Source organism: Streptosporangium sp. NPDC051022 (assembly GCF_040683035.1).
Taxonomy (GTDB): Bacteria; Actinomycetota; Actinomycetes; order Streptosporangiales; family Streptosporangiaceae; genus Streptosporangium.
The window spans coordinates 127473-151035 of record NZ_JBFBCF010000020.1 but is presented as its reverse complement, the minus strand read 5'-3'; the positions used below and the strand labels follow the sequence as shown (position 1 = coordinate 151035).

At 70.2% G+C, this 23563-nt stretch carries 22 protein-coding genes; 9 read left to right on the top strand and 13 right to left on the bottom strand.

Annotated elements, in window-relative coordinates:
* Positions 1-10: 10 nt before the first annotated feature.
* The 5 genes from AB0N02_RS28985 to AB0N02_RS28965 are packed head-to-tail and all read right to left on the bottom strand — an operon-like array spanning position 11 to position 3494.
* Positions 11-451, bottom strand: coding sequence for a MaoC/PaaZ C-terminal domain-containing protein (locus AB0N02_RS28985; protein WP_363952851.1), 441 nt, complete (start codon positions 449-451; stop codon positions 11-13).
* A complete protein-coding gene (locus AB0N02_RS28980; RefSeq protein ID WP_363952849.1) occupies positions 448-915 on the bottom strand; it encodes a MaoC family dehydratase N-terminal domain-containing protein in 468 nt (155 codons plus the stop codon). Before AB0N02_RS28980 ends, AB0N02_RS28985 begins: the two co-directional genes overlap by 4 nt.
* The gene (locus AB0N02_RS28975) at positions 906-2027 is read right to left on the bottom strand and encodes a beta-ketoacyl synthase N-terminal-like domain-containing protein (RefSeq protein WP_363952847.1); all 1122 of its coding nucleotides are present in this window, start codon (positions 2025-2027) and stop codon (positions 906-908) included. Before AB0N02_RS28975 ends, AB0N02_RS28980 begins: the two co-directional genes overlap by 10 nt.
* The gene (locus AB0N02_RS28970) at positions 2024-3241 is read right to left on the bottom strand and encodes a beta-ketoacyl-[acyl-carrier-protein] synthase family protein (protein WP_363952845.1); all 1218 of its coding nucleotides are present in this window, start codon (positions 3239-3241) and stop codon (positions 2024-2026) included. The genes AB0N02_RS28975 and AB0N02_RS28970 overlap by 4 nt, the downstream gene beginning before the upstream one ends.
* Positions 3234-3494 carry an acyl carrier protein gene (locus AB0N02_RS28965; protein ID WP_363952843.1) on the bottom strand — a complete coding sequence of 87 codons (261 nt, stop codon included), beginning with the start codon at positions 3492-3494 and terminating at the stop codon, positions 3234-3236. Before AB0N02_RS28965 ends, AB0N02_RS28970 begins: the two co-directional genes overlap by 8 nt.
* A 184-nt stretch (positions 3495-3678) precedes the next feature.
* Between AB0N02_RS28965 and AB0N02_RS28960 the strand changes: the two genes are divergently transcribed.
* The 5 genes from AB0N02_RS28960 to AB0N02_RS28940 are packed head-to-tail and all read left to right on the top strand — an operon-like array spanning position 3679 to position 8192.
* Complete coding sequence (locus AB0N02_RS28960; RefSeq protein ID WP_363952841.1) at positions 3679-4647, top strand: AfsA-related hotdog domain-containing protein; 969 nt, start codon at positions 3679-3681, stop codon at positions 4645-4647.
* Positions 4644-5294, top strand: coding sequence for an HAD family phosphatase (locus AB0N02_RS28955; protein WP_363952839.1), 651 nt, complete (start codon positions 4644-4646; stop codon positions 5292-5294). Before AB0N02_RS28960 ends, AB0N02_RS28955 begins: the two co-directional genes overlap by 4 nt.
* Positions 5291-5995 carry an SDR family oxidoreductase gene (locus tag AB0N02_RS28950; RefSeq protein WP_363952837.1) on the top strand — a complete coding sequence of 235 codons (705 nt, stop codon included), beginning with the start codon at positions 5291-5293 and terminating at the stop codon, positions 5993-5995. The genes AB0N02_RS28955 and AB0N02_RS28950 overlap by 4 nt, the downstream gene beginning before the upstream one ends.
* A 35-nt stretch (positions 5996-6030) precedes the next feature.
* Positions 6031-6552 (top strand): ester cyclase, encoded by a 522-nt coding sequence (locus AB0N02_RS28945; protein WP_363952835.1) that lies wholly within the window; start codon positions 6031-6033, stop codon positions 6550-6552.
* Entirely contained in the window at positions 6549-8192 is a 1644-nt protein-coding gene (locus tag AB0N02_RS28940) for a PQQ-binding-like beta-propeller repeat protein (RefSeq protein ID WP_363952833.1), read from the top strand. The genes AB0N02_RS28945 and AB0N02_RS28940 overlap by 4 nt, the downstream gene beginning before the upstream one ends.
* 503 nt (positions 8193-8695) lie before the next feature.
* Here the strand turns inward: AB0N02_RS28940 and AB0N02_RS28935 are convergent.
* The gene (locus AB0N02_RS28935) at positions 8696-9700 is read right to left on the bottom strand and encodes a TIGR03617 family F420-dependent LLM class oxidoreductase (protein ID WP_363952918.1); all 1005 of its coding nucleotides are present in this window, start codon (positions 9698-9700) and stop codon (positions 8696-8698) included.
* Between the two features lie 201 nt (positions 9701-9901).
* Here AB0N02_RS28935 and AB0N02_RS28930 point away from each other — a divergent pair, with 201 nt between their 5' ends.
* The 4 genes from AB0N02_RS28930 (at position 9902) to AB0N02_RS28915 (ending at position 14402) form a co-directional block, all read left to right on the top strand.
* The gene (locus AB0N02_RS28930; RefSeq protein WP_363952831.1) at positions 9902-11491 is read left to right on the top strand and encodes an acyl-CoA carboxylase subunit beta; all 1590 of its coding nucleotides are present in this window, start codon (positions 9902-9904) and stop codon (positions 11489-11491) included.
* Positions 11491-11670: an acyl-CoA carboxylase subunit epsilon gene (locus tag AB0N02_RS28925; RefSeq protein WP_363952829.1), complete on the top strand. Its 180-nt coding sequence runs from the start codon at positions 11491-11493 to the stop codon at positions 11668-11670. The genes AB0N02_RS28930 and AB0N02_RS28925 overlap by 1 nt, the downstream gene beginning before the upstream one ends.
* 4 nt (positions 11671-11674) lie before the next feature.
* On the top strand, positions 11675-13462 hold the full coding sequence (locus tag AB0N02_RS28920; protein WP_363952827.1) for a biotin carboxylase N-terminal domain-containing protein: 1788 nt from the start codon (positions 11675-11677) through the stop codon (positions 13460-13462).
* Positions 13463-13580: 118 nt separating this feature from the next.
* Positions 13581-14402: a PIG-L family deacetylase gene (locus tag AB0N02_RS28915; protein ID WP_363952825.1), complete on the top strand. Its 822-nt coding sequence runs from the start codon at positions 13581-13583 to the stop codon at positions 14400-14402.
* Between the two features lie 185 nt (positions 14403-14587).
* Here AB0N02_RS28915 and AB0N02_RS28910 read toward each other — a convergent pair whose 3' ends face one another.
* Genes AB0N02_RS28910 through AB0N02_RS28880 form a run of 7 tightly spaced genes read right to left on the bottom strand, consistent with a single transcriptional unit; the run spans position 14588 to position 23445 of the window.
* Positions 14588-15589: a dipeptide ABC transporter ATP-binding protein gene (locus AB0N02_RS28910; protein WP_363952823.1), complete on the bottom strand. Its 1002-nt coding sequence runs from the start codon at positions 15587-15589 to the stop codon at positions 14588-14590.
* Positions 15586-15768 (bottom strand): hypothetical protein, encoded by a 183-nt coding sequence (locus AB0N02_RS28905; protein ID WP_363952821.1) that lies wholly within the window; start codon positions 15766-15768, stop codon positions 15586-15588. The genes AB0N02_RS28910 and AB0N02_RS28905 overlap by 4 nt, the downstream gene beginning before the upstream one ends.
* Before the next feature lie 5 nt (positions 15769-15773).
* On the bottom strand, positions 15774-17687 hold the full coding sequence (locus AB0N02_RS28900) for a dipeptide/oligopeptide/nickel ABC transporter permease/ATP-binding protein (protein WP_363952819.1): 1914 nt from the start codon (positions 17685-17687) through the stop codon (positions 15774-15776).
* Positions 17677-18666, bottom strand: a complete 990-nt coding sequence (locus AB0N02_RS28895; RefSeq protein ID WP_363952817.1) for an ABC transporter permease — start codon at positions 18664-18666, stop codon at positions 17677-17679. The genes AB0N02_RS28900 and AB0N02_RS28895 overlap by 11 nt, the downstream gene beginning before the upstream one ends.
* A gap of 25 nt (positions 18667-18691) precedes the next feature.
* Positions 18692-20182 carry an ABC transporter substrate-binding protein gene (locus tag AB0N02_RS28890; protein WP_363952815.1) on the bottom strand — a complete coding sequence of 497 codons (1491 nt, stop codon included), beginning with the start codon at positions 20180-20182 and terminating at the stop codon, positions 18692-18694.
* A 52-nt stretch (positions 20183-20234) separates the two neighbouring features.
* Positions 20235-21737: an ABC transporter substrate-binding protein gene (locus AB0N02_RS28885; RefSeq protein WP_363952813.1), complete on the bottom strand. Its 1503-nt coding sequence runs from the start codon at positions 21735-21737 to the stop codon at positions 20235-20237.
* Entirely contained in the window at positions 21727-23445 is a 1719-nt protein-coding gene (locus AB0N02_RS28880) for an ABC transporter family substrate-binding protein (protein WP_363952811.1), read from the bottom strand. Before AB0N02_RS28880 ends, AB0N02_RS28885 begins: the two co-directional genes overlap by 11 nt.
* Positions 23446-23563 lie beyond the last annotated feature (118 nt).

The following is a 23563-nucleotide window of genomic DNA, read 5'->3' as shown; positions in this document are numbered from 1 at the left end:
GAGGCGGGGTCTATCGCAGCGCCACAATGGTCCGCGGCATGGTGAGCACCTTGTTCCCGCCACACCGTACGGCCACGCTGAGCCGGACCTTGGGCGACTCCAGCTTCTCCATCACCGTCGCCTCGACGACCAGCTCGACGCCCACGCCGTCGTTCGGCACGGGGACGAGCCTGGGAAAGCGGCCGCCGAAGTCGACCACCGCCCCCGGGTCGCCGGCCCAGTCCGTCAGCACGCCGAGCGCCAGGCCCATGGTGAACATGCCGTGCGCGATCGGGCTCGGCAGCCCCATCGCCTCGGCCGTCCGGTCGTCCCAGTGGATGGTGTTGTAGTCGCAGGCGGCCCCGCCGTACCTGACGAGGTCCTTGCGCTCGATCCTGAAGGTACGGCCGGGCAGCCGGTACCCCGGCTCGATCTCCTCGAAGCGCGGCGGTGACGCCGTCTCGACCGTCATGAGGCGTCATCCCTCCCGCTCTGGCCGAAGATCACGAACGTCGACCTCGCGGTGCAGACGTGCTCGCCCACGGCGTCGGTGATCGTGCTCTCGTAGTTGACGACGTCGTTGTCGCCGATCGAGTCGATGCCCGCCAGCCGTACCGTCACCGTGAGGACGTCTCCGGCGTGGATGGGCCTGCTGTAGGCGAAGCGCTGCTCGCGGTGGACGAAGCGCTCCTGGTCCGCCGCGCCGAGCTCCGGGTCGTGCACGGCGTCGTGCTCGGCCTCCAGGGTCATCACCATGGGAAAGCTCGGTGGCGCGACCAGGTCCGGGTAGCCCAGGGCCCGCGCCGCCTCGACGTCCCAGCAGGCGGCGCCGCCCTCGCGGACCGCGGCGGCGAACTCCCGGATCTTCTCCCTGCCCACCTCGTACGGGGCGGTCGGCGGGTAGACCTTGCCGACGCACCCCTGGTTCATCGGCATTCGCGCACCACCAGGCAGCCCGCGTTGCCGTCACCGCCGATCGAGGTCACCAGCGCCGTGCGGGCGTGCTCCGCGGGCTCGCGCCACAGCGCCAGGACCGCCGCGACCTGCAGCGGCACGCTCGCGCTGTACAGCTCGCCCAGCACCTCCGAGACGCGCACCCGGGGCACGGGACGGTCGAGCACCTCCTCGATCACCCGCTCCTCGAGGTCCTCCAGGCGCCGGTGGTTCGTCGCGCCCAGGGAGACGACGTCGATGTCGTCGGCGGTGATCCCGCTGCGCTCCAGGGCGCGCTCGATGCAGGAGCGCAGACCCTTGGTGCGCCATTCGGCGTCCCCGGCCCCGTAGTAGCCGACCTCGCAGGCGAGCAGGTCGGCGAGCCCGGTCCGCCCCGCGGCCGACGCGGTCCCGGCGTCCTCGACGAGGAAGACCGCGGACCCCTCGCCGACCGGCGCGTCGTCGTGCAGCGCGCCGGACTTGTGCCAGCCCCACGCGGCCACCTCGGACAGTTCCTCGACGCCTCCGACGAGAAGCCTGCGGGAGCGCTCGTCACCGATCGCGGTGCGCGCGAAGCGCACGGCCGCGAGGCCGGCCGCCTGGCCGCCGGAGACGACCACGTTCACCCCGGTGAGGGAGTTGCGGATCGCGATCTGGCCGGTGCAGGCGTTGGTGACGACGTTGGGGAACCTGGCGGGGTTGACGAGGTAGGGCTTCTCCTGCAGCAGGGTGTCGCGGCCCACCTCCAGCATGCTGACCAGGCTGCCGGTGTTGGTCGCCATGACGACCCCGGTCGAGGCGCGGTCCTCGTCGCTGAGGGCCTCGCCGGTCTCGTCCAGGGCCAGCTTGCAGGCGATGAGACCGAGCATGGTGAAGCGGTCGATGTGGCGCAGGCCCTTGCGGCCCAGGTGCTCGGCGATCTTGAGATCGGGAACCGCCCACAGCGGCCGCGGCGGGTAGCCGTCCAGCGCCTCCTCGAAGGCGCGCTCCGGCCCGGTGTAGCCGTCCACACCGGAACGCAGGGCGGCCTCAAGCGCGCCCAGGCCCAGGCCCGCGGGGGAGACGACCCCGCAGGCCGTGATCGTCAAAGGCCTGACGGCGACGGTTGTCGTCACGCCACCCTCCCGAAGATCGTAACGACGTTGTTCCCGCCGAACGCGAGACCCTGGTTCTGCACGATGTTCAAGGTCGCGGGACGCGCCTTGCCCGGCACCACGTCGAGCCCGTCGCCCAGCGCCGGGTCGAGCGTGTCCAGGTTCGCGGTCGGGGGCAGGAAGCCGTCCTCCAGCGCCTTGCCGCAGACGATCGCGCCGAACGCGCTCGCCGCGCCCATCGTGTGCCCGATCATGGACTTGATCGAGCTGATCGGCGGGATCCGCTCGCCGAACACCTCGCGCACCGCGCTGACCTCGGTGTAGTCGTTGGTCGGCGTGCCGGTGCCGTGCGCGCAGATGTAGTCGATCTGCTCGGCCTTGACCCCCGCGTAGCGGTGGGCGATGCGGATGCACTCGGCGATGCTCGGCGCGTCCGGGTTGACCATGTGCCGGGCGTCGCAGTTCACGCCGTAGCCGAGCACCTCGGCGTAGATCCGGGCACCCCGGGCGAGCGCGTGCTCCAGCGGTTCGAGGAGCAGGACCGCCCCTCCCTCACCGGTGAGGATGCCGGAGCGGTTGACGTCGAACGGCCGGGACAGGTCCTCGGCCAGCGCGCCCAGCCGGTAGAAGCCGGCGTGGCAGGCCCGGTTGACCGCGTCCGCGCCCCCGGCGAGCATGAAGTCGGCCTCACCGGTGCGGACGAGGTCGTAGGCGTAGCCCAGTGCCATGTTGCTCGCCGAGCACGCCGTGGGGATCGTCTGGGCGTCGCCGGTGAGCCGCAGCTCGTGGTTGACGGAGTTGGCGATCTGGCTGACCGGCGTCATGGCGGCGAGCCGCCCGTCGACGTTGTCCAGCCCGTCCGCCACCCACTGCTCCACCGCGGCCTGCAGCACCTGCGCCTCGCCCGCGGTGGTCCCCATGATGGAGCCCGCCCGCGAGGCGGACAGCAACTCGGGGTCCAGCTTGGAGTCCTGTACGGCCAGCCGCGCGGCGGCCGCGGAGAACAGGCTGCTGCGGCCCCACCGCTCGACGTCGAGCCGTTCGAGGATCGCCTCGGGCTCGAAGTCGTGCACCTCACCGGCCGTCACGTAGGGGAAGCCACCGGTGGGGAAGCTGGCGATCGGAGAGGCGCCGTTGCGCCCCTCGCGAATGCCCTCGATGAAGGCGTCCACCCCGATACCGATGCTGCTCACCGCCCCGAGGCCGGTGATGACCACCCGGCGGCGTTCAGACACCCTGGGACTCCCGGCTGGTGATCTTGCCCACGACGTCGAAGACGCCCTGGAGGTTCGGCATGTTCGGCAGCTCGTCCTGCGGCACCACGACGCCCAGCTCCTTCTCGATCCGAGCGAGGATCGTGATGAGGGAAAGAGAGTCGGCGTCGTATTCGTCGATGAAGTGACCGTCCGCGGTGAGCTCGCCGTCCTCCAATTCGAGCTCCTGCGAGATGATGCCGCGGATCTTTTCCTGCAGAACGTCCAGAGTCATTATGGATTCCTTTCGTGAATGCGGGACTCCGCTGAAAGTCGACATTAACGGCGGCTGGATATGACGGGCAAGGCGGAGGATCGAAAGTAGTAGGCGGGCGCAATTTTATGGCGTTTTTATTTCAATTTCATCGCGTCGTGTCACAGTGATGCCCGACTTATTCCGGCATTTTGTGGAGGTACGGATGACGGTCAACACCGGGGCCGCCGAGGATCTCGCCCTGTCGGAGGAGCTGAGCTTCGGCCGTACGGTGGAACGCCGCCTGGTCCACAGGGCCTCCGTCGCGGAGGTCTTCGTGACCGACCTGGTCCCGGCGGGGGAGTCCCGCTTCCTGGCCGGGGCCCAGCTTCCGCTCAGTCACGGCTACTACAGCGATCATCTGGCGCGGCCGGCCCTGTTCGACCCGCTGCTCATCCTGGAGGCGGGCAGGCAGGCCGGCATCGCGGGCGCCCATCTCCTCGGGCTCCCGCCGGACACCACGATGATGGTGAACTCGTTCTCGCTGGACCTTCCGGAACCGTCGGTGCTGCAGGCGGGACGCAGGCCGGGGGAACTGCGGATCGACAACCGCTTCGAGACCATCCGCGTCAGGGCGGGCAAGGTGCGCAAGGGCGCCGTCCGCCAGGACCTCTACGTCGGCGGCGTCCCCGCCGGGACGCACACCATGGAAGTGCAGATCGTCACGCACACCGAGCACGAGGCGCTGCGCAACGTGCTCCGCGGCACTCCGGCGCCCCTCACCGGGGACCTCGAGGACGTGCCCGACCCCCGCCAGGCCGAACCGCACGAGGTCGGCAGGGTGAGCCCGATGAACGTGGTGATCTCGCAGGTGGAGCGGGGTCCCTCCGCGGTGACCGCCAGGGTGACCCCGAGGTTCGGCAACCGCGCCCTGTTCGACCACGACTACGACCACCTGCCCGCCATGACCCTGACCGAGGCGGCCCGCCAGCTCGCCGTCGTCGCCACCGGCGACCCCGGCGCCTGGCCCGTCACGGTCTCGGGATCCTTCGGACGGTTCGCGGAGCTGGACCAGCCGGTGCTGGCCGCGGCGACCCGTACGGAAACCGGCGACGGCACCGTCACGGTGAACGTCGCCTTCATTCAGGAGGCGATCACGATCGCCGAGTCGACGATGGTGATGGTGCCCCGATGACCGAACCCGTTCTGGCCGTGTGGACCGACTTCGGCGGCGTGCTGACGCCGCCCATCAGCCACACCCTGGCCGTCTTCTGCGAGAGCCAGGGCATCCGGCAGGAGCCGCTGATCGACGCGATCCTCAAGGTCACCGCGTCCTACGGCACCGACGACATCATGCTGCCCATCGACACGCCCCTGGTCACCGAACAGGAGTGGCTCGCCCGGATCGGCGAGCTGCTGCGCACCGACCACGGCATCGACCTGCACCTGACGACGCTCGCCGACGCCTGGTTCGACGGCAGGGAGGTCAACCGGGCGTGGGCCGACCGGCTGCGGGAGATCAGGTCCGCCGGGCTGTTCGTCGGGCTGCTGTCCAACATGGTCCCGGCCTGGGACGAGCACTGGCGCCGGATGGTCGATCCGGCCGAGTACTTCGACGACGTCGTGCTCTCCTTCGAGGTCGGCCACCGCAAGCCCGCCAAGGAGATCTTCGACCTCGCGGTCGAGCGGTCCGGCATCCCGGCGGCGCAGTCCCTGTTCGTCGACGACCTCGCCAAGAACTGCGAGGGCGCCGAGGCCGCGGGCTGGCGGGCCGTTCACTTCACCGACGCGCAAACGGCAATCAAGGCTCTGGACGAGCAGTTGGGAGTGTGGGCTCAGTGAGCCGTTCCGTACTGGTCACCGGTGGCAACCGGGGCATCGGCCTCGCCATCGCGCGGGCGTTCGAGGAGGCGGGGGACAAGGTCGCCGTCACCTACCGCTCCGGCGAACCGCCGGAGGGACTGTTCGGCGTGCGGTGCGACGTGACCGACACCGCGTCGGTCGAGGCGGCCTTCGAGGAGGTCAAGGCCCAGCAGGGCGCGGTCCAGGTCCTGGTCGCCAACGCCGGCACCACCAGGGACAACCTCTTCCTCGGCATGTCGGAGAAGGACTTCGCCGACGTCATCGACACCAACCTGATGGGCGCCGTACGGGCCGCGCGCTGCGCGGTGACGGACATGGTCAAGGCCCGCTGGGGCCGGATCATCCTCGTCGGCTCGACCACGGCCTTCTGGGGCTCGCCCGGCGTGACCAACTACTCGGCCTCCAAGGCGGCCATGGCCGGCTTCGCCCGCTCCCTCGCCTGGGAGCTGGGCCCCAGGAAGGTCACGGTGAACGTGGTCATGCCCGGTCTCATCGAGACCGACATGGTCTCGGGGCTCTCCGAGCAGCACCGCGCCTACCTGCACAGCATCACCGCGCTGCGCCGTTCGGGCCGGCCGGAGGAGGTCGCCCCCGCGGTGCGCTTCCTGGCCAGCGACGAGGCGAGCTTCATCACCGGCGCGCTGCTGCCCATCAGCGGCGGCTCCGGGCTCGGCTACTAACTCACGCACCTCGCACATCTTGAGAAAGGCTGACCATGCCGGACGAGGTTGACAAGATGCTGGCCCCTCTGGCGGAGGCGCCTCCGGTTGCCACGCAGGAGATCATCGAGATCGCCATCGGGATCGCCCGGGTGTTCGGTGAGCTCGACGAGGAGGCGGCGCAGCAGTTCATCGCCCCCGACTTCATCGACCACGAGGCGTCGCCGGGTGTCGCGGGCGGCCCCGAGGGCTACCTGTCGACGGCCCGTTACATGCGTAACGCGTTCTCCGAGGCCACGTGGCAGGTTGACGACTTCATCTCGGAGGGCGACAAGTTCGCCGTCCGGGTGACCTTCAGCGGCCGCCACACCGGCGACTTCATGGGCATCGCGCCGACCGGTGCCGAGGTGAAGGTGCAGCACCTGCACTTCTACCGGATCGCGGACGGCAAGGCCGCCGAGCACTGGGGCGCTCGCGACGAGCTGACCCTGCTCCGCCAGATCGGCAAGTTCAGCCCCGAGCACGCCACCCCCGCCGACGCGGGCGTGGCGGCCGGCCGACAGGAGGTCTCCTCGTGAAGCTGCCAGGCAATCTGCTGACGCGCGCCGCCGTGGGCGTGAGCGCGCTCCTGCTGGCGATGGGCGTCCTGACGCCCGGGGCCCAGGCCGAGCCCCAGCCCCAGGCGCAGACGCCGTTCCAGGGGCTGACCTTCCCGAGCTTCCCCTCGCCCGCCGACTGGGCGATGGGCGGCCACAACGTCTTCAACTCGAAGTCCAACCCCTTCGAGCGCAAGATCAGCCCCTCGAACGCCGACAAGCTCGCCGTCAAGTGGACCTACACCACGCACGGCGACACCTCCGCGATCCCGGCCGTGGTCGACGGCGCGGTCTACATCCCCGACTGGGGCGGCTACTTCTCCAAGCTCGACGCCAAGACCGGCGCGGTCATCTGGTCGCGCAAGGTGTCGGAGTGGAACGGCATCGAGGGCGGCATCGTGCGGGCGAGCCCGACGGTGATCGGCGGCCGCATCTACGTCGGCGACCAGAACGGCCCGCAGGGCGGCCAGGGCGCGCACCTGCTCGCCGTCGACGCCGCCACCGGCGACCTGGTGTGGAAGACCACGCTGGACGAGCACTTCGCGGCCGTGGTCACCGGTTCCCCCACGCTCTACAACGGCGTCCTCTACCAGGGCGTCTCCTCCAAGGAGGCGGCCGTCGCGGGCCTGCCCAACTACCTGTGCTGCACCTTCCGCGGCAGCGTGAACGCGATCGACGCGGCCACCGGCAAGGTCCTGTGGAAGAAGTACACCGTCCCCGAGAACGGCGGCCAGATCGGCGGCTTCAGCGGTGGCGGCGTGTGGAGCACCAGCCCGATGATCGACCCGATCAACCGCACGGTCGTCGTCGGCACCGGGCAGAACCTGTCGGTGCCGAAGACCGTGAGCGACTGCCAGAGCGCGGGCAAGCCCGCCTCCGAGTGCCAGCCGCCGGACAACCACGTCGACCAGCTGCTCGCCCTGGACCTGCGCACCGGTGACATCAAGTGGCAGGCCGGCGACATCGTGTTCGACGCCTGGACGGTGGCCTGCGAGCCGAACTTCCCGCACCAGAACTGCCCGCCCAACCACGGCGGCGACTACGACTTCGCCGAGGGCGGCCACCTGCTGACCATCCCCGGCCCGAACGGCCTGCCGCGCCTGGTCATCGGCGCCGGGCAGAAGAGCGGAGCCTACTGGCTGCTGGACGCCCGCACCGGCAAGACCATCTGGAAGACGCAGGTCGGTCCGGGCGGCGTGCACGGCGGCATCGAGTGGGGCAGCGCCACCGACGGCAGGCGCTTCTACGTCAGCAACGCCAACACCAGCCACGTCCCCTACACCCTGCCCAACGGGCAGACCACGACGAACGGCATCTTCGCCGCGGTCGACGTCAGGACCGGCAAGATCCTCTGGCAGATCGCCGACCCGTCGAACGCCGAGACCATGGGCGCGGTCACGACCGCCAACGGGGTCATGTACGCCGGTTCCATGAGCGGCCACATGTACGCCCTTGACGGCGCCACCGGCCGCATCCTCTGGGACTACCTCGGCGAGGGCTCCTCGAACGCCGGGCCCGCCATCGTCAACGGCACGGTCTTCTGGGGCAACGGTTACAACAACCGGTTCATCCAGGGCAAGGGCAGCAAGACCTTCTACGCCTTCTCCGTGAACGGCCGCTGACCGGCCACCGGCCGCACCCCGCCGCGCACCCCCCACCGTGCGCACCGGCACCGTGCCACATCCTCCACGGTGCCGGCAGCGCGGACGCGCGGCCGTTCCCCCGCCGTACCGGCGCCCCGCACGGCACCGGTACGGCGAGCGGTGACGCCGGCCCGTCCGGCGCCCGTGGACGGCGCCCTACCCGGTGAGAGGCGCCCCCGGGCGGCACCGGCGGGCCGGCGCACCGGCCACGCGATGCCCGGAGTCCCCGTCTCAGGGGTCACACCACGACGGGTCTCACGGGCCACGCCACGACGGCGAGCACATCGCACCTCGAACGAGCGGCGCCGGGACATCATCCCCACCCGGCGCCGCTTTTCGCGTGTCCGCCTCCGGGGAGGACGGCTCCGCACGACGGACATGACAGAGACAGGCATGACAGAGACGGACATGACAGAGACGGACATGACAGAAGGGCCGGGCCACCGAGACGGTGGCCCGGCCCTTCGGCCGTGTGCGGCGGGTCAGGCGGGAGGCCGCTGCGTGAGGTCGCGCAGCGCCTCGTGCAGCGGCTGCAGCGAGTCGGGCGGCAGGTCGCCCGACTGGAAGAAGGCGATGCTGGTGGCCAGGCCGCCGAAGCGCTCCCAGATCTTGGCCGCCGCCTCCTTGGGCTCGCCCACGATCGCGAACGTCTCCAGCACGTGGTCGTCGATCGCGTCGACGATCTCGGCCGTACGGCCCGTGCCCGCCAGCCGGTACAGCTCGTCCTTCAGGTCGCCGAGGCCGTGCAGCTCCAGAACGGGCGCGTAGCTGGGGATGGAGGCGTAGTAGGCGATCGACTCCTTCGCCTGCCGGATCGACGCGCGCAGCTCGTCCTCGTTGTTGCCGGTGGCGACGATCGGGGTCGCGTGCAGCTCGAAGCCCTCCATCGACTTGCCGACGCCCTCCCTCGCCTGGCGCAGCGCGGGGATCGTCACCTCCTCCAGCAGCCGCCGGGTGGAGATGATGTGGCCGAGGAAACCGTCGGCCAGCTCGCCGGCGAGCTGCGTCATCATCGGGCCGACGCCGGCCACGAGGATGGGCGGCTCGCCGTAGGGGTTCGGACCGGGGTTGAAGAAGGGGCTCATCACCGTGTGGCGGTAGAACTCACCGCGGAAGCGCAGCCTGCCGTCGGTGGCGAAGCACTTCCAGATGGCGCGCATCGCCAGGATGTACTCCCGCATGCGGGGCGCGGGCTTTGACCACGGCATGCTGAACCGCTTGGTGATGTGCGTCTGCAGCTGTGATCCGATGCCGAGGGCGAAACGCCCCTTCGACACCAGCTGCAGGTCGTTGGCGAGCATCGCGGTGGTCATCGGGTTCCTGGCGAACACCACGGCGAGGCCCGTCCTGACGGCCACCCGCTCGGTCCGCAGTGCCGCAGCCGTCAGCCCGACGAACGGGTCGTGCTGCGTCTCGGACATCCACACCGAGTCGTATCCAAGCTCCTCGGCACGCGCGGCCCGGTCGCCGAAGGCGTCCGGTGGCACGGTGATTCCGTGAAAGTCGATCCTCACAGGCTCGGTCCCCTCGTAAAAGGCATATGCCACGATCAGACCACCGAGCCGGGAGCCTCGGCCATGTCTCCTAAGAAATAGCCGGATACCACCTACGGAGAAGAGCCCTTCCTCTGCCGCCGATTGAATTGACAGTATTTGTAGACCTGATTCCCATAGGAAGGGTAAACGGATATGACGGCGGTCGAAGAGAGGAAAGTCGAGACCGCGACGCGATCCATGCGCGCGTACACCGAGGAGCTCGCCCGGATCCAGGAGAGTGTCCGGCTCGGCCCCGGAGAGCAGGCGACCAGGCAGCAGCACGCCCGCGGCAAGATGACGGTCAGGGAGCGGCTCGGCCTGCTCCTCGACGACGGCTCCTTCACCGAGGTCGAGGGACTGCGCCGGCACCGGGCGAGCGGCTTCGGGATGGAGGCCAAACGGCCGTACGGCGACGGCGTGGTGACCGGGTGGGGGACCATCGACGGCCGGACCGTGTTCGTCTACGCGCACGACTTCCGCATCTTCGGCGGATCACTGGGAGAGGCGCACGCCCAGAAGATCCACAAGATCATGGACATGGCATATGCCGCGGGCGCCCCGCTGATCGGCCTGAACGACGGTGCGGGCGCCCGCATCCAGGAGGGCGTGACCGGCCTGGCGGGCTATGGCGGGATCTTCCAGCGCAGCGTCCGGGCCTCCGGGGTGATCCCGCAGATCAGCGTGATCATGGGGCCGTGCGCGGGAGGGGCGGCCTACTCCCCGGCGCTCACCGACTTCGTGTTCATGGTCCGCGACACCGCCCAGATGTTCGTCACCGGGCCCGACGTCGTCGAGGCGGTCACGGGCGAGAAGGTCAGTCACGACGAGCTGGGCGGGGCGGGGGTCCACGGCACGATGACCGGGGTGGCCACCTTCGTCTGCGACGACGAGATCTCCTGCCTGGAGGACGTGCGCCACCTGGTGTCGCTGCTGCCGGCGAGCAACCAGGAGTTCCCGCCGGAGGCACCGGCGGACGACCCGGCCGACCGGCTGTGCGAGGCGCTGCTGGACATCGTGCCCGCCGACCCGAACCGGCCCTACGACATGCGCGACGTCGTCGCCGAGGTGGTCGACCACGGCGAGCTGATGGAGTTCCACGAGGGCTGGGCGACGAACATCGTCTGCGGGCTCGGCCGTGTCGCGGGTCACGTCGTCGGCGTCGTCGCCAACCAGCCGATGTCGTTCGCCGGCGTGCTGGACATCTCCGCCTCGGAGAAGGCCGCCCGGTTCGTGCAGTTCTGCGATGCCTTCAACATCCCGCTGGTGACGTTCGTCGACGTGCCGGGCTTCCTGCCCGGGACCGGGCAGGAGCACGGCGGCGTCATCCGGCACGGGGCCAAGCTGCTGTACGCCTACTGCGCCGCCACCGTCCCCCGGATCCAGATCATCGTGCGCAAGGCGTACGGCGGCGCGTACATCGTGATGGACTCCCGCTCCATCGGCGCCGACCTGTCGTTCGCCTGGCCGAGCAACGAGATCGCGGTGATGGGCGCGGACGGCGCGGCCAACGTGATCTTCCGCAAGGAGATCGCCGCGGCGCCCGACCCGGAGGCCAGGCGCGCCGAGCGCATCGCGGAGTACCGCGAGGAGCTCATGCACCCCTACTACGCGGTCGAGCGCGGCCTGGTCGACGACGTGATCGACCCCCGTGAGACGAGGGCGACGCTGGCCAGGTCGCTGGCCGTACTCCGCGCCAAGAGCTCTACCCTGCCGCAGCGCAAGCACGGCAACCCCCCGATGTGATGGGGACCGACCACCCGTTCCTGGTCGTGCGCGGGAAGCCCTCGGACGAGGAACTCGCGGCCATGGTCGTCACGTTCCTCCTGGCCCGGAGGAACACGCGTGACAAGGCGCGCCCGCCCGTCAGGAAGCCGTTCTGGATCGCCGGTCCCGCCTACCGCGGGCCGTTGCAGAGAGGCTGAGCCAGTGCGCAAGGTTCTGATAGCCAACCGCGGCGAGGTCGCGGTCCGTGTCGCGAGGGCCTGCCGTGACGCGGGCATCGCCAGCGTGGCCGTCTACGCCGACCCCGACCGGGACGCGCTCCACGTCACGGTCGCCGACGAGGCGTTCGCGCTGGGCGGCGAGACCGCCGCCGAGAGCTACCTGGACATCGGCAAGGTGGTGGAGGCCGCCGTCCGGTCGGGCGCGGACGCCGTCCACCCCGGCTGGGGTTTCCTGGCGGAGAACGCCGACTTCGCCAGGGCGGTCCTGGCCGCCGGGCTGACCTGGATCGGTCCGCCGCCCCGGGTGATCGAGGAGCTCGGCGACAAGGTCTCGGCCCGCCGGATCGCCCTGGCGGCCGGGGCCCCGCTCGCCCCCGGCACGGACGGGCCGGTCAGCGGCCCGGACGAGCTGGTGGAGTTCGCCAGGGAGTACGGCCTGCCGGTCGCCATCAAGGCGGCGTTCGGCGGCGGCGGCCGGGGACTGAAGGTGGCCAGGACGCTGGAGGAGATCCCGGAGGCGTACGAGTCGGCGGTGCGGGAGGCCGTGGCCGCCTTCGGCCGGGGCGAGTGCTTCGCCGAGCGCTACCTCGACCGGCCCCGGCACGTCGAGACGCAGTGCCTGGCCGACACGCACGGCAACGTCGTGGTGGTCTCGACCCGTGACTGCTCCCTGCAGCGCAGGCACCAGAAGCTCGTCGAGGAGGCGCCGGCGCCGTACCTCACCGAGGAGCAGAACCGCGTGCTGTACAGCGCGTCCAAGGCGATCCTCGCCGAGGCGGGCTACGTCGGGGCGGGCACGTGCGAGTTCCTGATCGGCAGCGACGGCATGGTCTCCTTCCTGGAGGTGAACACGCGCCTGCAGGTCGAGCACCCGGTCAGCGAGGAGGTCACCGGGCTCGACCTGGTCCGCGAGCAGTTCCGCATCGCCTGCGGCGAGGAGCTCGGGTACGGCGATCCGCCGGTGCGCGGGCACTCCATCGAGTTCCGCCTCAACGGCGAGGATCCCGGCCGCAACTTCCTGCCCAGCCCGGGAACCATCACGGCCTGGCGCGCCCCCTCCGGACCCGGTGTGCGCCTGGACTCGGGCGCCGAGGAGGGCACGGTGCTCTGGCGGGCCTTCGACTCGCTGCTGGCCAAGCTCATCGTCACCGGTGCCGACCGCACCCAGGCGCTGGAGCGGGCCCGGCGCGCCCTCGCCGAGTTCCGGGTCGAGGGATTGGCCACCACGCTGCCCTTCCACCGGGCCGTGGTGGAGGACCCCGCCTTCCGCGACGGGGAGGGCGGGGTCTTCTCCGTGCACACCCAGTGGATCGAGACCGAGTTCCGGGGCGGCATCGAGCCGTACCTGGAGATCCCGGCGGCCGGGATCCCGCCCGCCAAGGGCGAGACCGTCGTCGTCGAGGTGGACGGCCGCAGGGTCGAGGTCGTGGTCCCGCCGGGCTTCGCGGCCTCCTCGGCGGGGCCGTACCCGTCCTCGGCGGCCCACACGCCGGGTACGGCCAGGCGCCCCAGGCGGCAGCCGTCCAGGAACGGCACGGCGGGCGCCCAGGGCGGCGCGGACGCCGTGACCAGCCCGATGCAGGGCACGATCGTCAAGGTCGCGGTCGGCAACGGCGACCGGGTCTCGACCGGGGACCTGATCGTCGTGCTGGAGGCGATGAAGATGGAGCAGCCGCTCTTCGCCCACAAGACCGGCACCGTCGCACGGCTGGACATGGGGGTGGGCGACGCCGTCACCGGCGGTCACGTCCTGTGCGTCCTGCAGGACTGAACGGATCGGTCCGCGGGGAGGTCTGCGATTCGGCATCCCCGCGGACCGACGTCTGTTCGGAGGCCGCCGTAGAGTGGGCGGGGCCGTGTGGCCCTCCCCTACGGAGAGGTCGATATTCATGCACCGAGAGCTGACGCTGATGGCCGTGCACGCCCATCCCGACGACGAGGTGCTCGGGACGGGCGGCGTCTTCGCCGGATACGCCGAGGAGGGCGTGCGCACCGTCCTGGTCACCTGCACCAACGGTGAGCAGGGCGACGGCCCCGGCGGGGTGAAGCCCGGGGAGGCCGGGCACGACGAGGCGGCGGTGAGCGCCCGCCGTCTTGAGGAGCTCAACGAGTCCGTGGCCCATCTCGGCATCGCCCACGTGGAACTGCTCGGCTACCGGGACTCCGGAATGGACGGCTGGGAGGGCAACCAGGCGCGGGACGCCTTCGCCAACGTCCCCGTCGAGGAGGCGGCGGCGAGGCTGGCCGCGCTGATGGAGCGCTACCGCCCGCAGGTCGTCGTCACCTACGACGAGAACGGCGGTTACGGCCACCCCGACCACATCCAGGCCCACCGCATCACCATGGCGGCGGCCGAGGCCACCGGCATTCCCGACAAGATCTACTACACCGCCGTGCCCCGGGAGCGGATCGCCGAGCTGTTCGCCTACCTCCGCTCGATCGGCGCCGCCCCCGACGACCAGGGACTGCCCCCGGACTTCGGCACCCCGCAGGAGCAGATCACCACCGTGGTCGACGTGACCGCCCACGTGGAGCGCAAGCGCAAGGCGCTGCGGGCGCACGCCAGCCAGGGCGACAGCATCTTCCTGCTGCGCATGCCCGAGGAGGCCCAGCAGCGGGCCCTCTCCCACGAGTCCTTCGTCCGCCGATCCAGCCGTGTCGCCGCCGCCGACCACGAGGACGACCTCTTCGACGGCCTGCGCGAGATGTGACGGCCGCCGCCCCGGGACGGTCCGGGCGTCTCTTCGACGGCGTGGGGCGTGCCGGGGCGGCCGACAGCGGCCCCACAGGTCGCACACCGGCCTGTCGCAGGCGCCGAGCACCGTTCGTGACCTCCCGGCGACAGGCGACGGCCGGGTCGTTCTTCGGCACGATCGAATACGCGATCAACACATGATCAGTCGTCGAACGCGCGAACGCCAGAGGCCGGTTGCCGGATGCAGGCCACCGAGTGTCCCGTGCTCAGTTCGGCCAACGCCGGTGGGCGCTCCGCGCAGGCGTCGACGGCCTGCCAGCACCGGGGACGGAACGAGCAGCCGCTGGGCGACTTCACCGGGCTTGGCGGATCACCGCGCAGGATGATTCGCTCACCCCGGTGGTGCGGATCCGGCACCGGCGCGGCGGACAACAGAGCACGCGTGTAGGGGTGTGCCGGTCGCTCGAAGATCTCGGCCGCCGTGCCGATCTCCACGATCTTCCCCAGGTACATGACCGCGACCCGGTGCGAGATGTGCCGCACCACGGCGAGGTCGTGCGCGATGAAGACGTAGGCCAGCCCGAGGTCGCGTTGTAGCTGCCGGAGCAGGTTGATGATCTGAGCCTGGATCGACACGTCCAGCGCGGACACCGGCTCATCGCATACAAGGACATCGGGACGTAGCGCGAGGGCACGTGCGATGCCGACGCGCTGCCGCTGTCCGCCGGAGAACTGATGCGGGTACCGGTCGATGTGTTCGGGGTTGAGCCCGACCGTCTTCAGCAGCTCCCGCACCCGGCGGCGCCGGTCGGCGGGCGCCGACTCGCGGTGCACCGCGAACGGCTCCGCGATGATCTGGCCGACCGTCATCCGGGGATCCAGCGACGAGTACGGATCCTGGAAGACGATCTGCACCTGGCGGCGCAGGTCGCGCAGTTCCCGCCCGCGCAACGCCGCGATGTCGGTACCCCGATACCGGATGTGCCCACCGGTCGGCTGCTCCAGCCGGACGAGCAGCTTCGCGAGGGTCGATTTGCCGCATCCGGACTCGCCGACGATGCCCAGCGTCTCCCCCGCCCGCAACTCGAAGGACACGCCGTCGACCGCTTTGAGCACGCCGGCCGGCCGCTTGATGATCCGCCCCTGGCTTATCGGGTAGTGCTTGGTCACTCCCTCGACCGCCAGCAGTTCCTCGCCGGTCACGACGCGCTCCGGCGAGGCCGGCCGACAACGAACCCGACGTCGAGAGTCAACGTCGGCCCGTCCGCGGTACCGGTGACCACGCGGGCGTGGATGGCGACGTCCGGCCCGTCGAGGCCGGTCAGCACCGGGTAGCGGAACAGCTCGCGCCGCCCGGCGGTGCCACGCAGGGGAGAGGGCATCAGCGTCACGTCCTTTCGACGGTCAGGTGCAGGCAGGCGGCGTGGTGCCCGGCGGACACCGGGCGCGGGTCGGGCTCGCTCTCGGCGCACTCGGCGGTACGGATCGCGCAGCGGGGCGCGAACGCGCAGCCGGCCGGCAACGCGGTCATGGTCGGTGGCGAGCCGGGGATCGCCCACAGCTCGTCGTCGGCGGGCCGGTCCAGCCGGGGGACCGAGTCCAGCAGGCCGCGGGTGTACGGCATGGCGGGGTGGTCGAAGACATCGGCGGCGGTACCGGTCTCCACCAGCCGGCCCGCGTACATCACCGCGATCCGGTCCGCCATCTGGGCCACGATCCCCAGGTCATGAGTGATCAGCAGGATCGCAGCCCCGGTACGTTCCCGGACGGCGCGCAACGCCGCGAGCACCTGCGCCTGTACGGTCACGTCCAGCGCGGTGGTCGGCTCGTCGGCGATGATGAGATCCGGGTCGTTGGCGATCGCCATCGCGATCACCACCCGCTGGCGCATCCCGCCGGAGAACTGGTGCGGGTAGTCGCGCAGCCGGTTGCGGGCGTCGGGTACCCCGACGACGTCCAGTAGTTCGGCGGCCCGGTCGCGGGCGGCGGCCCAGGAACAACCCTGGTGTACCCGGACGGCCTCGGCCACCTGGTCGCCGATGGTGTGCACCGGGCTGAGCGAGGACATCGGGTCCTGGAACACCATCGCGACGCGCCGGCCGCGCAGCCGCCGGTACCGCGGCTCCGCCAGCCCGACGAGTTCCTCCCCGGAGAGGCGAATGGAACCGCTGACCGTGGCGGTGGGCGGCAACAGACCCATGATCGCGGCGGCGCTGACCGACTTGCCCGAGCCGGACTCCCCGACCAGGCCGACAACCTCGCCCCGGCTCAGGTCCAGGTCCAGCCGGCGGACCGCCGGCACGTCGCCGCCGTCGGCCGCGAACACCACCTTCAGGTCCCGGATGGACAGCAACACCTCATCGGGTGTCGCGTCGGTGCGCCGCGCCGGCCGGGCCAGGTACCGGCGCCGGCGCGGACCCCTCGTCTGCGCCGGGTCCAGCGCGTCACGCAGCCCGTCCCCGACGAAGTTGATCGACAGGGCGATCAGCAGGATGACCACACCCGGCGAGTAGAACAGCCAGGGCCGGGTACCCACCGCCGACTGGGCGTTGGCGATCAGCAGGCCGAGCGAGGTGTCGGGCGGCTGGACACCGAAGCCGATGAACGACAGCGCGGTCTCGGCGAGGACCGCGCCGGCGACCAGAACGGTCACCGACACGATGATCGGGCCGGCGACGTTGGGCAGGATGTGCAAGGCCATGATCCGGACGTTGGACGCGCCGAGCGCGCGGGCGGCCGCCACGAACTCGCGTTCCCGCAGGCCGAGCACGACCCCCCGGACCACCCTGGCCACCGTGGTCCACATCAGGGCGGCGAGCACCGCGGCGATGAGGAACCAGCCGCTCTCGCCGGCGAAGTTGTGCCCGAGCACAGCGGCGACCGCGATCGTCGGGACGGTGAGGAACAGGTCCACCGTCCGCATCAGCAGTGCGTCGGCGCGGCCTCGGTAGAAGCCGGCGACGATGCCGATCACGGTACCGATCAGGGCCGCGCCCAGGGCCACACTCAGCGCGATGAGCAGCGACTGCTGGGTACCGCGCATCACCTGGGCCAGCAGGTCGTGACCGAGCGCGTCGGTACCCAGTGGGTGGGTCGCCGACGGCGGCTTCGAGTTGTCCGGGGTGATCTGGTCGTACCGGTAGTGCCACAGCGTCGGCCCGGCAAAGGCGAACAGCGTGACGAGCACGAGCACCACGAGCGCGACGACGGCGAGCCGGTGCCGGCGGAACCGGGCGATGACGGTGCGCCACTGGCCGGGTTCGGCACCGGCCGCGGGCGTCGGTGAGGATTCAGCGGACACGACGGATCCTCGGGTCGAGAGTGGCGTACAGGATGTCGGCGAGCAGGTTGAACACCACCACCGCCAGGGCCGCCACGAGCAGCCAGGCCATCACGGCGTTGACATCCCGCGCGTTGATGGACGACAGCAGGTAGTCGCCCATGCCCCGCCACTGGAAGACCGTCTCGGTGATCACCGCGCCGGCGAACACCGCGGTGAAGTCCAGCGCGATGATCGTGATCAGTGGGGTGAGCGCGGTGCGCAGCGCGTACTTGCGCAGCACCGTGCGTCGCGGCAGTCCCTTGGCGGTGGCCAGCTTGACGTAGTCGCTGTTGAGGACCTCGAGCATGGACGAGCGCTGGAACCGGCTCCACACCGCGAAATGGATCAGTACCAGGGTGACGGTCGGCAGGATCATGTGCCCGGCGATGTCGGCTATCTGCGCGCCGAGGGCGGGCGGTGGCGGCACCGACCTGTCGCCGATCATGTAGAAGGTTTCCGTGTGGGTCACCCGGTTGAACTGGATGCCGCCCTGTTTGAGCAGGATCGCCAGCCAGAACGACGGCATCGCCAGGAACAGGAAGCCGACCGAGGTGAACATATGGTCCAGCCAGGAGTACTGGCGAACCGCGCTGACGACCCCGACCAGGATCGCCAGCACGGCCGCGATCAGCATCGCGATGAGCACGAAGCGCATGGTCATGCCCAGGCGTGTGCCGATCTCCATACCGATGTGGGCGTTGCGGTTGACCGACGGGCCGAAGTCGCCTTGGACGACTCCGGTCAGCCAGTGCCAGTACCGCTCCAGCACGGGTTGGTCCAACCCGAGCCGTGTTTCCTCAGCGGTGATCGTTTCCGGCGGCACCGGTGGTTGACGCTCCCGGAGCTCGGCCAGCGGGTCACCCGACCCGGCGACTGCAAGGAAGATGAGGAATGTCGACACGAGCAGCACCGGGATGGCGGCCAGCAGCCGCCTCAGGGCGAAGCCCAAGATCTCCATGAGGAATCTCCGCGCCCGTTACCCGTTAGCCTTCGCCGCCGGTGATCTTCCGGATCCGGCCCCAGTGCCAGAACGGGACCCGGAAGTCGATCTGGTCGGCCCACCCGAAGAACTCGTCGCTGCGTAGCAGGTAGATGCAGTACCAGAAGAGCGGGATCATGTTGACGTCGCGCGCCCACACCTCCTGCAGCCGCCGGTAGTGCGCGGTCCGCTCGTCCCGGTCGATGGTGCTCCGGGCGGCGGCATAGCAGGCGTCGGCGTCCGGGTTCGACAACTTCAGGTGGTTGCGCTGCCCGTCGGTGGCCAGCCGGCTGGCGGTGATGTCCGGGTCGGGCATCATGTTGCCGCCGCTGATCGTCAGGTCGAAGTCGCCCGCCTGGGCGATCTGACGGCTCCACGTTTCGGAGTCGAGGCTGGCGAACTCGACGTGCACGCCGATCGCCGCGAGATCCTCCGCGACGCTGGCCGCGAGGCCGCCGTGCCCGTCGAAGGTGGCCATGTAGTACAGCTTCAGCGACATCCGCCGGCCGTCCGCGTCGCGCGGGTATCCGGCCTCGTCGAGCAGCTTCTCGGCCTGCGCGGCGTCATGTCCCACCGCGGTCACGTCCCGGGCCACGGCGAAGCTGCTGCCCGGGAAGAAGTTCGCCCACGGTTCCGACCAGCCCGGCTCGGCGAAGCGGCGCAGCCGCTCGCGGTCCACCGCGTGAGCCAGGGCCAGCCGCAGCCGGCGGTCGGACCACCGCTCCTGACGGTAGTTGAAGCTCAACAGCGCGACACCCGGACCACGCTCGCGGTACACCGTGGCGTGTGCCGAACCCCCGGCCAGCGGCAGCCGCTTCATGGTCAGCACGTCCTGCGGCGCGTAGTGCGCCCGGCCGTCCGCGATCATCCGGACGCACTCGTCGAGGTCCGGCTGGATGAGCAGGGTGACACGGTCGACGCCGGCCGGCGGACCCCAGTAGTCGTCCCACTTCTCCAGTACGATCCGCTCGCCCGGTACGTGCTCGGCGAACCGCAGCGGCCCGGACCCGACGGGCCGCTGGTTGTACGGGTTGAGAGCCCAGTCGGTGCCCTCGTACAGATGCTTGGGCAGCACGTGGGTGGCGGCGAAGTTGCCCAGCTGGGTGAGGAACGCGGCGTTGGGCTCCTCCAGCACGTACTCGACCAGGTGGTCGTCGAGCACCGTGATGCTCGCGATGCCGTGCAGGAACGAGGCGGCGTGGTATCCGTTGGCCAGCGCGGTGAGGTGGGTGTAGGCGACGTCGTGCGCGGTGACCGGCCGGCCGTCGTGCCAGCGGGCGTGCCGGTTGAGTGTGAACCGCCAGCGCTGCCCGCCGTCCAGGCACTCCCAGTGCTCGGCGAGGTCCGGGTAGGACGCGGCACCGCCGACCTCGGTGACGACCAGCCGGCTGTAGATGTTGTTGGCGACGAAGTAGCCGGCGCCTCCGACGACGTTGCGGTACGACTCGTTGATCTCGGTCGCGTCCACGGGTACGACGACGATGTACTCGTCCAAGTCCCTCTCCTCTTACTTATGGGGTGTCCGGATCTCGGATGGGAAACGGCGGTCAGTGGGTGATAGGCCGGATGCGGCCCCAGTGCCAGAACGGCACCCGGAAGCCGACCTGGTCGGGCCAGCCGAAGAAGCTGTCGCTGCGCAGGTAGTAGGCCGCGTACCAGAACAGCGGTACCCAGTCCACGTTGCGCGCCCAGACCCGTTGCAGTTCCCGGTAGTGCTCACCGCGCCGTGCCTGGTCGGGGGTGGCCCGGGCGGCGGCGTAGCAGGCGTCGGCCTCGGGGTCGGACAGCCGGGTGTGGTTGCGCCCGCCGCCGGTCTCGAACCGGCTCGCGGTGATCTCCGGGTCCGGGATCATGTTGCCGCCGCTGATCGCCAGGTCGAAGTCCGCGTCCCGGGCCACCTCGCGCGACCAGGTCGGCGAGTCGAGCCCGGCGACCTCCACGTCCACGCCCACCGCGCGCAGGTCCTCGGCCAGTGCGGCGGCGATACCGGCGTGCCCGGTGAAGGTTTTCATGTACACCAGCCGCAACACCGGCGGGCCGCCGTCGGCGGGTACGATCCCGGACTCGCGCAGCAACCGGCCGGCCAGCGCCGGGTCGAAGCCGGGCGCGGTCGCGTCGGCGGCGTACGCCCAGTCGGCGCTGCGCGGCAGGAAGTGCGCGTACGGCTCGGACCAGCCGGGATCGGCCAGCGGCTCCAGCCGGCGCCGGTCCACGGCGTGCGCCACGCCGGCCCGCGCCCGCCGGTCGCGCCAGCGCTCCCGGGTGTGGTTGAAGCCGAGCACCGCGATGCCGGGGCCTCGCTTACGCCACACCGACGCGGTCGTGCTGCCTTCCGCCAGGTGCAGCCGGGGGAAGGTGAGCACGTCCTGGACCAGGTAGTGTGCCCGGCCGTCGGCCACCTTGCGGACCGCCTCGTCGAGGTCGGGTTCGATGTCCAGCACCACCCGGTCGAGCTGCGGGCGCGGACCCCAGTAGTCCTTCCACGCCTCCAGCACGACCCGCTCTCCGGGTATGTGCTCCGCGAAACGGAACGGTCCAGACCCGATCGGCCGCTGGTTGTGCGGGTTGGTGGCCCAGTCGGTGCCCTCGTACAGGTGCCGGGGCAGGACGTGGGCGAACACCAGGTTCCCGAGCTGGGCGAGGAACCCGGCGTTGGGCCGGCGCAGCACGTACCGCAGGGTGTGCTCGCCGAGCACCTCGATGTCCTCCACATCGCGCAGGAACGCCGCCGCGTGGTACCCCTCGGCCAGCGCGGTGAGGTGGGTGTAGGCGACGTCGTGCGCGGTCACCGGCCGGCCGTCGTGCCAGCGCGCGTGGCGGTTGAGATGGAAACGCAGGGTACGGGCGTCCGGCGCCATCTCCCAGTGCTCGGCCAGGTCCGGGAACGCGGCGGGCGAACCGGTGTCGTACACGACCAGCCGGCTGTAGATGTTGTTGGCGACGAAGTAACCGGCCGAACCGACGAAGTTGCGGTACACCTCGTTGAATTCCACGGCCGGGGCCGGGACTTCGACGACGAACTCCCGGCTCGGCCGACGGTCAGTCGGCATTTTTGACACCCCAGTCCTGGACGTTGTAACTGGTGCCGAAACGGGTTGGGTTGACCCGGATGTTGCCCAGATCGCTGCGATAGGCCAGCAGCGTCGGCATCTGGTACAGCGGAAGGGTCACAGCCTGGTCGCTGATCCGCGCGTCCACCTTGTTCAGCAGGTCGACGACCTGCTTCGGGTCCAACGTCTGGGCCGCGTCGGAGAGCCAGCCGTCGATCTCCGGATCCTTGTACCCGGTGTGGCTTCCCTTGGAGCCGAACACCGACTGAGCGGTCGCGGTGGGGATGACGTCGAGGTTGGTCCCGAAGACGATCAGGTCGTAGTCACCGGTGTTCACCGTGGTACCGAGGCTGTCGGTCTCCTGGAGCTGGAGCGTGATGCCCAGTTGCTTGAGCTGGTTCTGCACGAGTACCGAGGTGTCCAGCCGGAGCTGGTTGCCTTTGCTGTACCGCATCCGCAGCGTGGGGACCGGCCGGCCCTTGGGGTCGGTGAGCCCGCCGTTCCCGATGACGTACCCGGCGTCGGTGAGGATCTTCTTCGCCGCGTCGATCTCCCCGCCGCCCAGGCCCTTGTCGGTCACGTTGTCCACGTAGGCGTCGACGCCGTCGAGCATCTGCTCCGGCATGAAGTTGCGGTTGCCCAGCGGCTTGATGTTCGCGGCGAATTGCCCGATCGTCTTGTCGACGATCGCCTGCCGGTCGACCGCGGTGAAGACGGCGCGGCGCAGCGCCGGGTCGGACAGAGCCGGCTGCGCCGTGTTGATGTCCAGGTGCTCGTAGAGCAGCCCGGAGGCCAGCGTCGTGGTGACGCTGCCGATGCCCTTGAGCTGATCGACGAGGTCGAGGGTGGGGCGCGGCACGACAACCTGGATCTCGTTGTTGGCCATGGCTGTCACGGCCTGTCGCTCGTCGGTGAGGATCCGGAAGATGAGCTGGTCGAGGCGTGGGCCGTCGCCGTACCACTTCGGGTTCTTCTTCATCGTGACCGATTGGTTCGGCACGTACTGGTCGATGAGGTACGGGCCGCCGGACCAGGTCGGCACGGTGGCGGTGAGGAAGTCGTTGAACGAGGCCGCCAGGTCGCCGTGCTGGGTGGCGATGTGCGCCGGCAGCAGGTGCGGGAACATCAGCCGCCACGGCTGGTACGTCTTCTTGAACGTGACCGTGACGGTCTTGCCGTCGTCGCCGCCGGTGACCGAGGCCACCTGGTCGTACCCGGCCGTGCTGGCCGGCTGGCAGGCCGGGCACTGCTTCGGGTCCTGGACCTGCCAGGTGTACTTGAAGTCCTCAGCCGTGATCGGCGTGCCGTCCGACCAGGTCGCCTCCGGCCGGATCTTGTACTCGACGGTCTGCGGCGACTCCTTCACGATCCTGGCGTCCAGCAGCAGCGCGTCGTTCTTCGCCATCGTGAAGTCCGGCATGGAGATCATCGCATGTGGCAGGACCGGGTTGAGTGCCTGCCGGTAGCCGAAGACGTCACCGGTGGCGTGCAGGATGTTCCAGTTCTTGACATCGACCTCTATCGAGTAGGTGACCGTGCCGCCGTCCTGGACCGTGGCCTGGTTGGCGTCGATCTGGCCGGCCTTGATGCCGCCCGTCACGTCCTCGCTTTCGCCGCCGGCGTCGGCGCCGGTACCGCACCCGGCAAGCACAGCGATCACGGTCAGTACCGCACCGCACTTGATCCGTGCACCCTTGATCCGTGTCATCGCGCGCTCTCCCTCATGCGCTTCGCCGGCAAACGTCGCCGGCCGTGAGCCAGTCGTCGGCCACCGCGGTAGGGGCGGGGCCAACTCGGAGTAAGCTCGGACCGTACGGAACGTACAC

Excerpts from the sequence above, each read along its gene's own strand:
- AB0N02_RS28925 (WP_363952829.1), top strand. The coding sequence starts at position 11,491 with ATGGGGACCGACCACCCGTTCCTGGTCGTGCGCGGGAAGCCCTCGGAC.
- AB0N02_RS28980 (WP_363952849.1), bottom strand. The coding sequence starts at position 915 with ATGCCGATGAACCAGGGGTGCGTCGGCAAGGTCTACCCGCCGACCGCC.
- AB0N02_RS28915 (WP_363952825.1), top strand. The coding sequence starts at position 13,581 with ATGCACCGAGAGCTGACGCTGATGGCCGTGCACGCCCATCCCGACGAC.
- AB0N02_RS28930 (WP_363952831.1), top strand. The coding sequence starts at position 9,902 with ATGACGGCGGTCGAAGAGAGGAAAGTCGAGACCGCGACGCGATCCATG.
- AB0N02_RS28895 (WP_363952817.1), bottom strand. The coding sequence starts at position 18,666 with ATGGAGATCTTGGGCTTCGCCCTGAGGCGGCTGCTGGCCGCCATCCCG.
- AB0N02_RS28905 (WP_363952821.1), bottom strand. The coding sequence starts at position 15,768 with ATGCCCTCTCCCCTGCGTGGCACCGCCGGGCGGCGCGAGCTGTTCCGC.
- AB0N02_RS28965 (WP_363952843.1), bottom strand. The coding sequence starts at position 3,494 with ATGACTCTGGACGTTCTGCAGGAAAAGATCCGCGGCATCATCTCGCAG.
- AB0N02_RS28885 (WP_363952813.1), bottom strand. The coding sequence starts at position 21,737 with ATGCCGACTGACCGTCGGCCGAGCCGGGAGTTCGTCGTCGAAGTCCCG.
- AB0N02_RS28955 (WP_363952839.1), top strand. The coding sequence starts at position 4,644 with ATGACCGAACCCGTTCTGGCCGTGTGGACCGACTTCGGCGGCGTGCTG.
- AB0N02_RS28985 (WP_363952851.1), bottom strand. The coding sequence starts at position 451 with ATGACGGTCGAGACGGCGTCACCGCCGCGCTTCGAGGAGATCGAGCCG.
- AB0N02_RS28945 (WP_363952835.1), top strand. The coding sequence starts at position 6,031 with ATGCCGGACGAGGTTGACAAGATGCTGGCCCCTCTGGCGGAGGCGCCT.
- AB0N02_RS28960 (WP_363952841.1), top strand. The coding sequence starts at position 3,679 with ATGACGGTCAACACCGGGGCCGCCGAGGATCTCGCCCTGTCGGAGGAG.
- AB0N02_RS28880 (WP_363952811.1), bottom strand. The coding sequence starts at position 23,445 with ATGACACGGATCAAGGGTGCACGGATCAAGTGCGGTGCGGTACTGACC.